Below are 10,026 nucleotides of genomic sequence, written 5' to 3'. Positions count from 1 at the left end.
GGGGGGGGGGGGCGGGGGCCCGCCCCCCCCCCCCCGCCTTTGGGCCCCCCCCCCCCCCCCGGCGCGCCCCCCCGGCCCCCCCCCGGTTGACATCGCCGGGTCAGTCGTGCGGTGTGGTTTCGGCTCGCTGCCCAGGAGCGGGCGCGGCCGTCGGCTTCTTGTGCGGGCTGAAACAGGAAACAGCACAGTGCGGCGGCCACCAGGACCACGGCGCATGCCACGAGAGCGGTCTGCATGGCGGCGACGAAGCCGGTGGCGAACGTGTCGGCGGTGACGCGTTCGTACAGGCCGGCCGTGGCGGGGTTCAGGCCACCGGGTGGCGTGGGCGGACGGTAGTCATGTGCGGCGGCGGTGCTGTGGTCGATGAACTGGGCGCGCAGATCCTCCGGTAGCCGGCCGCCCCGCTTCTCGGCCTCGCCGCGCAGGGTCGAGGAGAGGCGGGCCGAGAGCAGGGCGCCCAGCACGGCGGTGCCGAGGACCCCGCCGATCTGCCGGGTGGTGCTGGAGACTCCGGAGGCCGCCCCGGCCAGCCGGGGATCGACGCCGTCCATGGTGGCCTGCTGCAGTGGTGCGAACGTGGCGCCGCCGGAGATCCCGATGATGGTCAAACCGGGCAGCAGACTCCATGCGCCACTGCTGGGGCCGACCATGGCGACCAGCACCAGCAGGCCGACGGCCAGCAGCGTCATCCCCATCAGCAGGATGTACTTGCCGCCGAACGTGTCCGACAGCCGCCCGGCGTACATCGAGCCGACGGCGGTGAGCACGGCGTTCGGCAGCACCACCAGGCCGGTCTCCAGCGCCGAGTACCCGCGTGCCATCTGCAGGTACAGCACCAGCACGAACATGATGCCGATCATGCCCAGCTGGAACACGAACCCGACCCAGTTGCCGACCGCGAAGTTGCGCGCGCGGAACAGGGCCAGTGGCATCAGGGGCTCGTCCCGCTGCCGGTGCTGCCGGAGGACGAACACCGCCAGCAGCGCGACACCGGCGACGATGACCGAGGTGATGCTGATCGGCCCGGTGATGGTGCCCCAGTCGTAGCGTTCTCCCTCGATCAGGCCGAACACGATGCCACTCAGCCCGGCGGTGGCCAGCGCGACGCCGGCCAGGTCGAGTCGGTGTCGGCGTTCCGAGCGCATGGGCGGGGCGAACGTCAGCGCCAGCACGGCGGTGGCGATCCCGATCGGAACGTTGATGAAGAAGATCCACCGCCAGCTGAGGTGGGCGAGCAGGAAGCCGCCGAGGACCGGGCCGATGATCGGGGCGAAGCCGACGATCGCGCCGAACAGGCCGAACGCCCTGCCGCGCAGATGCGGCGGGAAGATCGTCAGGATCGACGAGATGACCTGCGGGAACAGCAGCGCGCCGCCCACTCCCTGCAGCAGCCGGGCGGCCAGCAACTGGGCCGGTGAGCCGGCCAGCCCGCACAGCGCCGAGGCGATGGTGAAGACGATGACGCCGATCACGTACAGCCGCCGGTATCCGAAGATGTCGCCCGGCCGCCCGGTGGTGATCAGCAGCACCGAGAAGAGGAGCAGATAGCCGTCGATGACCCACAGCACCTGGTCGTAGGAGGCGTCCATGCTGTGGATCAACGTGGGAATGGCTACGTTGACGATGGATCCGTCCAGCGACGACATGAAGAAGCCGATGCACATGATCGCGAGAACCAGCCACGGACGTCGCGTGGTGGGCTGCTCGGGGGATTTGACTTCCGGCACCCCGGAGACCTCCCTGAGGGGAACCGTCTGCGGGGCGGTGACACGGACCAGGCCGCTGATGCCGGAATGGCGATATGGCTGGAGCACGGTCCCGGGCGGATCCCCCCGGGGCTCGGAAAGAACCAGAAGGGTCGACACGCGTCGCCACCATCACAGAACACCCTTGTGTGATGAGTGACTTCCACCTTCCCCGTGTCATCGGGACCCGGGTGAAGCTGGTTGGCGAGGCGGAAAGCCCAACGGTGAGAAGCCGGTTCGGAGCTTAACACGCCTTATTCGGCGCCGTATTCGGCTCGCACACACGGGAGATGACCCGGACGGCGACGCGCTTGAGCCCGTCCTGGCGGATGTGGGTCAGGCGGGGGTGGCGGGGACTCGGAAGTAATGACCCTTGTCGAGGTCTTCGAGGAGACCGGGGTGAGTCGGCCGCCAATCCAGCAGTTCGCGGGTCAGGGCGTTCGACGCCGGGAGGTCCTGGCCGAGGAAGCCGCCGAGCCAGGTGAAGTGGTCGGCCGCGGCCTCGGGGGCCACAGGAGTCACCGGCACCTCGAGGTGGCGGCCGATCGCCTCGGCGATGTCCCGGATCGGGACACCCTCCTCCGCGACGCCGTGCAGCACCGATCCCGCCGGGGCCTTCTCGACCGCCAGACGGAACAGCCGTGCGGCATCGAGGCGGTGGACGGCCGGCCAGCGGTTGGCGCCGTCGCCGATGTGGCCGGAGACACCCCTGGCTCGGGCGATGGCGACCAGGGCCGCCATAAAGCCGTTGTCCCCCTCACCGTGGCAGGTCGGGGACAGTCGCACCACGGACGAGCGCACGCCGCGCGAGGCGAGTGCGAGCACCGCCTGGGCGGTGGCCGACCGGACCGAGGCCGGCGAACCGTCGGCCGCGGGAGTGTCCCGCTCGGTCGCCACACGTCCGGGCGCGAGGCCGGCCAGACCGGAGGCGAGGACGAAGGGGCGGTCGGTGCCGGAGAGCGCCTCGCCGAAGGTGTCAACGGCGCGGCGGTCGGCCTCGGCAGCACCCTGGAAGTCGCCGGTGAAGGCGATGTCGTGCTTGAAAGCGAGATGGATCACGCCGTCCGACGCGGCAGCGGCGCTCGCCAGGACGTCGAGGTCGTCAATGGTGCCGCGGACCACTTCCACCCCGGCGGCGGTGAGGGCGGCGGCGGAGGCCTCGGAGCGGGCGAGCCCGACAACCTGGTGCCCCGAGCCGAGGAGCTCGGGAACGACGGCGGAGCCGATCCAACCGGACGCACCGGTCACGAAGACGCGCATGAGAGATACCCCGAATCATCGATGTCAGTGACTGCCATCAGACCCTAGCACTTGATGTCAGTGACTGCCATCGCGGTAGGATCCGAGCATGGGTAGATGGGAGCCGAACGCGCGCGGACGCCTGGCGAAGGCGGCGTTGGAGCTCTATGGCGAGCTCGGCTACGAACAGACCACAGTGGCGGAGATCGCCAAACGGGCCGGCCTCACCGAACGGACCTTCTTCCGGCACTACGCCGACAAGCGCGAGGTGTTGTTCGACGGATCGAGTGTGTTGCAGGAGCTGTTCGTGACCGCGGTCGCCGAGGCACCGCGGTCCGTGGCGCCGATCGACGCGATGGCGGCGGGGCTCGAGGCGGTCTCCACGGTGTTCGAAGGCCGGCGCGAGCACGCCCGACAGCGCCAGGCCGTCATCGTGGCGAACGCGGAGCTCCGGGAGCGCGAGCTGATCAAGCTCGCCTCGATGTCGACCGCGCTCGCCGACGCCCTGCGGCGACGCGGTGTCACGGACCCGGCCGCGAGCCTGACCGCCGAGGCGGGAATCGCCGTCTTCAAGGTCGGCTTCGAGCTCTGGCTCACGGCACCGGAGGAACGTGAGATGTCGCGGTTGATGCGGGAATCGCTGACCGAACTCAAGGCCGTGACCGCGCGCGGCTAAGCAGCTCCGGCTGGATCGGCCGGTCGTCGGTCCGGGTCTGCTTCATGAGAAACATCGCCCAAGGTCACGCACCACGTCATCGCGCCGCACACCTCTCCCCCGCGTCGCGGGGCGATTGCAAGGTCTTGGTGATCTTGTAGGTGTGCACGTCATGGACCTGCGGCGGGCGGGTCCGCTCAGGTGAGGAGTTTCGCGAGCCGGGCCATCTCGGTGGGCGAGTCGATCACCGGCTGGATGAGGAGTTCGTCGACGCCTGCCTGTTCCAGGGCGGTGATGCGGGTGAGGAGGTCGTCGCGGGTGCCGACCAGGGCCAGGGTGTTCATCAACGAGGGCAGGACCAGGTCGCGGTCGCGCGGTGCGATGCGTCCGAGGTAGTTGGGGTAGAGCTTGGTGTGCCGGTCCGGTGCGGTGGAGGTGGTGCCGCGCCGCTCAAGGAGCCGCCGCACCGCCTCGCCCTCCTCAGGGCCGAGTTGCTCGGCGAAGGCGGGTGTGTCGGCGGCGAAGGCCAGTAGCGACATGGCGAGGTGGCCTGTGGCGTCCCGGGCCGGATCGCCGTGGGGGTCCTCGTCCTCGTCGAGGAGGTGGAGCGAGGTGACCACGTAGGAATCCGCCCGGGAGTCCGGGTGGGAGTCGGGGTCACGGGGTGTGGCCTGGGCGGCGTGGCGGCGGGCGGCGTGCAGCGCGTGCCAGGCGGTGGGGTCCAGCAGGCCGAAGGAGATGAGGCCGGTGCCGCGGCGGCCGGCGGCGGCGGCGGCCTTCGGTCCGCGCAGCGCGGCCACGACGAACTCGATCGGGTCGGCGGTGTTCACGTGCGCCCCGGTGTGCAGGAACCGGATGTCGCTCACCCGGTCACCTTCGCGATACTCCGTCCAACGTCCGGCGCACAGGTCCTGCAGTGCGGCGGTGAAGTTCTCCAGCCTGGCCACCGTGGTCGGCCGCATGCCCAGGGTGCGCCGGGCGGTGTTTCCGGTGCCGACCCCGCAGATGATCCGGCCGGGTGCCAGGGCGTTGAGGCTGGCCAGCCCGCTCGCGGCGGCCGGGGCCGAGCGCAGCGCCGGTGAGGTCACGCCGATGCCGAGCCTGATGCGGCTGGTGGCCTTCGCGCACAGGCTCAAGGCGACGAAGGGGTCACCGTGGACCATCGGGGTGTCGTAGACCCAGAAGCTGTGCAAGCCCAACTGCTCGGCCCGCACGGCGAGGTCCTCCACACCGGGGTGCGCGGTGACAATGACGCCCGTACGCATCAAGACCTCCAAGGTGTGCGGATGGAATCGAACGTGCTCAGCATGGCGGTTTCCGGCGCGGGGCCGTTGCGGAGTCGCATGATCTCGTACCGTCACAGGCCGGATGGCCGTGCCTGACGCAGCGAAGCACCGTTGTTGCCCTCCGCGCACCTCCGACGGGCCGGGCACCAGAACATCGCCGCCGCCCTCCAGCACGTCTCCTACCGGCAACGCACGCGGGACCATACGCCCCGAACCCACCACAACAGCGTCGGACACACCACGTCATGATCTATGCATAGTACTTCCACTAGTTGTGTCGATAAACCATCATCTTCTCCCATCCGCGTTGTCAGCGTGTTTGTCCATGAAGGGCTTCCGCACGCTCACACCATGGTTCGCAGGCCGATTGACCCTGCCGTGGCGGCAGCCGCCACGGGACAGATTGTGCGGCGGACTCCCATCGGCGCCCAGCGCACCGCCGGATGCACCTGACCGACATGTAGGCCCCGCGGCCCGGGCCGAATTCCCGACCGCGACCACTGGCGGACCCCGAAACCGTGGCCGGGCCGGGATCCGTACGCCCCGCCCGACCGGACCTCGTCACGCCCGTTACTGAAGCCACGTCACCCCGAACGACAGCGACGCGGCGGCGGACGATCTGCTGTCGTCCGCGATGAACGCCGGGCCGGGCATGGACATCGAGACGGACTACGCGCAGCAGATCATCGTGCTGTCCATCTGCGACCTGCTCGGCGTGCCCGCCTCGGACCGGGAGGCGTTCGAGGCGACCAGCACGGCGCTGCTGCCCGGCAGCACCGTCGGCCCCGAGGACATGATGCGGCGGTTCGGTGCCCTGCGCGCCTGCACCGAGCAGCTCATCGCCGAGCGTCGGGCCCGCCCCCGCGACGACCTGATGTCGGCGATGATCCAGGCCCGGGAGGAGGACCGGCTCACCGACACCGAGCTGATCGACACGGTCGTCGGCCTGCTGCTGGCCGGGGTCGAGGCGATCACCACCCAGATTCCGAACTGCGTCTACGTTCTCACGCGGGGCGACCGTGCGCTCTGGAACCGGCTGCGTGCGAATCCGGCCGAGCTGCCGGCGACGGTCGAGGAGCTGCTGCGTTACAACGCCTTCGCCGGTGCCGGCCTGTTCGTCCGCTATGCGCGGGAGGATGTCGAGGTCGGCGGCACGCTGGTGCGCGCGGGCGAGGGCCGGACCGCCGACGGCCGGAGTGTCGCCGGCGGTCATCGGCCGACCGCCGGCGCGGCGGTGCGTACACCTTTCACCAACGTGTGTGCGCCCTGGCGCAGCATCGTGGTGTCGGCCCCCAGGACGAGGAAGTCGTACCCGCGGCGGTCCAGCAATTCCGACGCGTTGCCCGCGGCCGTGGTCCCCAGGGTGATGCGGTGGTCGGCACAGCGCCGTTCGGCCGCCGCGAGGAGGTCTGCCAGCCTGCCGTCACCCTCGCGGAGCCGGCTGGAGACCGCGAGATCGGTCGGGCCGATGAAGACCGCGTCGACGCCGGCGACTTCGCCGATCTCGATGATCGCGGAGAGAGCTCCGACGCTCTCGGCCTGGACAACGAGGCGGACCTCCTCATTGCCGGAGCGCAGGTAGTCGCCAAGGGCCTCGAGCCCCCACCGGCCGGCCCGTCCGGAGGTGCTGGCCCCGCGTCGTCCGAGCGGCGGGAACCGTGTCGCTCGTACGGCGTCCCGGGCCCGGGAGGCGTCATCGACCTGCGGGACGAACAGGCCGGCCGCACCCGCGTCGAGCGGGACCTGGACGTCGCGTGGTGCGGTGCCGGCGACCCGGACGAAGGGCGCGATCCCACAGCCACGGGCGAGCCCGATCATGGTCGACGCCGTGCGGCTGTCGATCGCGCCGTGCTCGGCGTCGATCACGACGAAGTCGAACCCGGCGAGTGCGAGCAGCTCGACGCTCTCCGGTGCCGGGAGCTTGCTCCAGGCTCCGAGCCGGGGGAACGCATCGCCCGTCACCGCTGGGTTCCCTGGTATTCGCCGGCGTTGAGCACCCAGCCCTTCGCGAGGAAGTCCTCGCGCGGCGGGCACCGGGAAATCCGGTCCGTCCGTCATGGCCGACGCGGCGGGACCGCCCAGACACCGGATGAGATGCTCCTTCGCACAGACGAGTTCGATGACCCTCGCCACCGGCTCACCGATCACACCGGCCACCCATCCGAGGTCGGGGCCGGCGTCGCCGCCGAACAGCACCGGTACGTCGATGACACCGGAGTGGACCGGCTCGTCCCGCTCGGGCAGGGTGTCCCAGATGTCGATGTGCGACGTGATCGCCTCAGCCGTCGTGTGGTAAGGGTCGAACTCCACGAGCACCGCGTCGTACGTCGGGACGGCGGACACCGTGGGGTGAACCGCGCCGCGGTTCAGCCATCCGGCGAGCCGGTGCACCGCCTTCCACACGTCGTCGGTGTCGGTGCCGACCACGGTGACACGCAGCGCGGCGTCGCCGCAGGGCGAGACCTCGATCTTGGTTGCCATCCCGGTGCCCGTCACGCCGCCCGGACACCCAGCACCTCGTCCAGCGGCGCCAGCCGGACTCCGGCGGCCCGCAGTTCGTCACGGATGCGCGAGGCGAGCTCCAGTGCCGCGGGGCCGTCGCCGTGCAGCTGTACGCAGTCGGTGCGGACGGGTAGGTCCACCCCGTTCCGGCTGGTGATCAGCCCCTCGGTCACCAGCCGGACGGTCCGGTGGGTGACCTCGTCCGGGTCGTGGAGTACGGCATCGGGCTCCGACCGCGACACCAGCGTGCCATCGTCCTCATACGCCCGGTCGGCGATGCCCACCATGGCCATCCGCAGGCCGCGTTCGCGCGCCACGGCCGCCATCTCGCCCTCCCGCATCAGGATGGCCAGGGACGGGTCGAACGCCTCGACCGCGTCGGCGACGGCCTCGGCGTAGTCCCGCCGGGTCACCACGAGGTTGCCGAGGCGCCCGTGCGGTGCCAGGTGGTTGACGCCGGTGCCGTGTGCGCGGGTGAACGCGGACAGCGCACCGAGCTGGTACAGCACATCCGTACGCACCTCGTTCGGGCTCAGGTCCATCGCCCGGCGCCCGAAACCCACCAGGTCGGGGAAGCTCGGATGGGCGCCGACGCCGCGCTCCACACACGCGCGTACGGTCGCGTCCATCACCCGCGGATCCCCCGCGTGGAAACCGCATGCCACGTTCGCGGAGGTCCGCAGTTTCAGCAGTTCGGCGTCGTTGCCCATGGTGTAGGACCCGAAACTCTCTCCGAGATCGGCGACCAGATCGACGACAGGCACAGTGAGGCTCCTTTCCCGCCGGGGACGGCGTCCGAACCACGTCCGGCGCTCGTGTGAACGGGTCCGGTATGGACCGTGTCCAGCTGAGACGCTAGATCCGCCACGGCCCGGGAAGAAGGGCACATCAGAAAGGCCCATGGCCGCATAGCGGATACCGATGGGACCGCGCACGGGGTCTTGACACCACCGGCGGGCGCGCCCGATGGGTGTGCTTCAGCGGCCACGGGCGGCCGGGGACGTGGGGTGGCCGCCCCTCCCCACTCCCCGGACACGACGCGGTGTGTACGGGTGATTGCGGGAATTTGGCCGCCCGCAACGGCACATGACGCACCGCTACGTGTGCGTGTCGTGTTGATGTCAGCCCTTGCCGCCCGCTCCCGGCCCGACGAATCCTCGACGAGCCAGGAGCGTGACCATGCGCTCCCCGCGAACCGCGCAAGGCCCACAACCCGCAGAGCGCGCACGCACCACAGCGCGCCACCGACCGAGGAGGACTCCCTCGCGATGGCAGTGATGCGTACCACCAAGCGGCGGATCGCCGCGGGAATCGTCGCCGCGGCGGCCATCGGAGCAGCCACGGCGCTCCCCGCCCACGCCACCCCGGCCGAAGCCACGGTCCTGAACACCGGAGCCGCGGAAGCGGTCCCGGGCAGCTACATCGTCACCCTGAAGAAGACGGCCGACTTCAAGGCCTCCTCCACCCGCGGCAAGGACCTCATATCCGGATACGGCGGCGAGGTGAAGCGGACCTTCACCACCGCGCTGAACGGCTACGCGGCGAAGCTCGGGCCCACCGAGGCCAGGAGACTCGCCGCCGATCCGGCGGTCGCCTCCGTCGAGCAGGACCAGAAGGTCCACGCCGACGCGACCCAGACCAACGCACCCTGGGGCCTGGACCGGGTCGACCAGTCCAACCTGCCCCTGAGCGGCACGTACACCTACCCCGACAGTGCCGGCAGCGGTGTGACCGTCTACGTCCTCGACACCGGTGTGCGGATCACCCACGAGCAGATCAGTGGCCGGGCGTCGTACGGCTACGACTTCGTGGACAACGACACCACGGCGCAGGACGGCTACGGCCACGGCACACACGTCGCCACGACCGTCGCCGGCACCACCTACGGCGTGGCCAAGAAGGCGAAGATCGTGGCGGTCCGGGTGCTCGGCAATGACGGGTCCGGCACCACGGCCGGTGTCATCGCGGGCGTGGACTGGATCACCGCCAACCACTCCGGCCCGTCCGTCGCCAATGTCTCGCTGGGCGGCGGCGCCAGTACCTCCCTCGACAACGCGGTGACCAAGTCGATCGCGTCCGGGGTGACCTACTCCATCGCGGCCGGCAATTCCAACGCCAACGCCGCGAACTACTCCCCCGCGCGGGTGCCGACCGCCCTCACCGTCGGCGCCACCACCAACACCGACGCGCGGGCGAGCTACTCCAACTACGGCTCGACCGTGGACCTCTTCGCGCCGGGCTCGAACATCACGGCCGGCTGGAACACCTCCGACACCGCCACCTACACGGGCTCCGGGACCTCCTTCGCCGCCCCGCACGTCTCGGGCGCCGCGGCGATCTACCTCTCGGGCCACACCACCGCGTCCCCGTCCGAGGTGGGAAGCGCGCTGGTGAACGGGGCCACCTCGGGGGCGCTCTCCGGCATCGGTTCGGGCTCGCCCAACAAGCTGCTCAAGATCGTGCAGTGACACCCTGATCGGCGCACCGGACCTCCGCTGATCACACCCGCCGCCCCCCCGGGACCAAACGAGGGCCCGGTCTAAGCCATGCAGCGGGGCGACCGGTTGAGCACGGTCCGCCCGGGGCACCGCCGGGGGCG

General features: G+C 70.5%; 8 protein-coding genes. 2 read left to right on the top strand and 6 right to left on the bottom strand.

Going from position 1 to position 10,026, the window contains the following annotated elements:
- Positions 1–1,727: DHA2 family efflux MFS transporter permease subunit (locus ACFXB5_RS04665; RefSeq protein WP_385202338.1), on the bottom strand; the 1,727-nt coding region annotated here is incomplete at its 3' end.
- A 354-nt stretch (positions 1,728–2,081) separates the two neighbouring features.
- Entirely contained in the window at positions 2,082–3,005 is a 924-nt protein-coding gene (locus ACFXB5_RS04660; RefSeq protein WP_385202337.1) for an SDR family oxidoreductase, read from the bottom strand.
- 88 nt (positions 3,006–3,093) lie between these two features.
- On the opposite strand from ACFXB5_RS04660, the gene ACFXB5_RS04655 reads away from it, so the two are divergent.
- Positions 3,094–3,660 (top strand): TetR/AcrR family transcriptional regulator, encoded by a 567-nt coding sequence (locus ACFXB5_RS04655; RefSeq protein WP_385202336.1) that lies wholly within the window; start codon positions 3,094–3,096, stop codon positions 3,658–3,660.
- 176 nt (positions 3,661–3,836) lie between these two features.
- On the opposite strand, the gene ACFXB5_RS04650 is transcribed toward ACFXB5_RS04655, so the two are convergent.
- The 4 genes from ACFXB5_RS04650 to ACFXB5_RS04635 all read right to left on the bottom strand — a co-directional run bounded on the left by ACFXB5_RS04650 (position 3,837) and on the right by ACFXB5_RS04635 (position 8,191).
- Positions 3,837–4,904, bottom strand: coding sequence for an LLM class flavin-dependent oxidoreductase (locus ACFXB5_RS04650; RefSeq protein ID WP_385202334.1), 1,068 nt, complete (start codon positions 4,902–4,904; stop codon positions 3,837–3,839).
- Between the two features lie 690 nt (positions 4,905–5,594).
- Positions 5,595–5,900: a hypothetical protein gene (locus ACFXB5_RS04645; protein WP_385202332.1), complete on the bottom strand. Its 306-nt coding sequence runs from the start codon at positions 5,898–5,900 to the stop codon at positions 5,595–5,597.
- 234 nt (positions 5,901–6,134) lie between these two features.
- Positions 6,135–7,406, bottom strand: a complete 1,272-nt coding sequence (locus tag ACFXB5_RS04640; RefSeq protein WP_385202330.1) for an aldolase/citrate lyase family protein — start codon at positions 7,404–7,406, stop codon at positions 6,135–6,137.
- Positions 7,407–7,417: 11 nt separating this feature from the next.
- A complete protein-coding gene (locus ACFXB5_RS04635; RefSeq protein ID WP_385202328.1) occupies positions 7,418–8,191 on the bottom strand; it encodes a LamB/YcsF family protein in 774 nt (257 codons plus the stop codon).
- A 504-nt stretch (positions 8,192–8,695) separates the two neighbouring features.
- Between ACFXB5_RS04635 and ACFXB5_RS04630 the strand changes: the two genes are divergently transcribed.
- A complete protein-coding gene (locus ACFXB5_RS04630) occupies positions 8,696–9,895 on the top strand; it encodes a S8 family peptidase (protein ID WP_385202326.1) in 1,200 nt (399 codons plus the stop codon).
- Positions 9,896–10,026: the final 131 nt, after the last annotated feature.

The organism is Streptomyces sp. NPDC059455 (genome assembly GCF_042750115.1).
Taxonomy (GTDB): Bacteria; Actinomycetota; Actinomycetes; order Streptomycetales; family Streptomycetaceae; genus Streptomyces; species Streptomyces endocoffeicus.
Note: the sequence above shows the minus strand (reverse complement) of the source record. Positions and strands in the feature narration are given on the sequence as shown.

What these genes read in the sequence shown, in the direction of transcription:
- ACFXB5_RS04660 (WP_385202337.1), bottom strand. Translation starts at nt 3,005, where the DNA reads ATGCGCGTCTTCGTGACCGGTGCGTCCGGTTGGATCGGCTCCGCCGTC.
- ACFXB5_RS04655 (WP_385202336.1), top strand. Translation starts at nt 3,094, where the DNA reads ATGGGTAGATGGGAGCCGAACGCGCGCGGACGCCTGGCGAAGGCGGCG.
- ACFXB5_RS04650 (WP_385202334.1), bottom strand. Translation starts at nt 4,904, where the DNA reads ATGCGTACGGGCGTCATTGTCACCGCGCACCCCGGTGTGGAGGACCTC.
- ACFXB5_RS04640 (WP_385202330.1), bottom strand. Translation starts at nt 7,406, where the DNA reads ATGGCAACCAAGATCGAGGTCTCGCCCTGCGGCGACGCCGCGCTGCGT.
- ACFXB5_RS04630 (WP_385202326.1), top strand. Translation starts at nt 8,696, where the DNA reads ATGGCAGTGATGCGTACCACCAAGCGGCGGATCGCCGCGGGAATCGTC.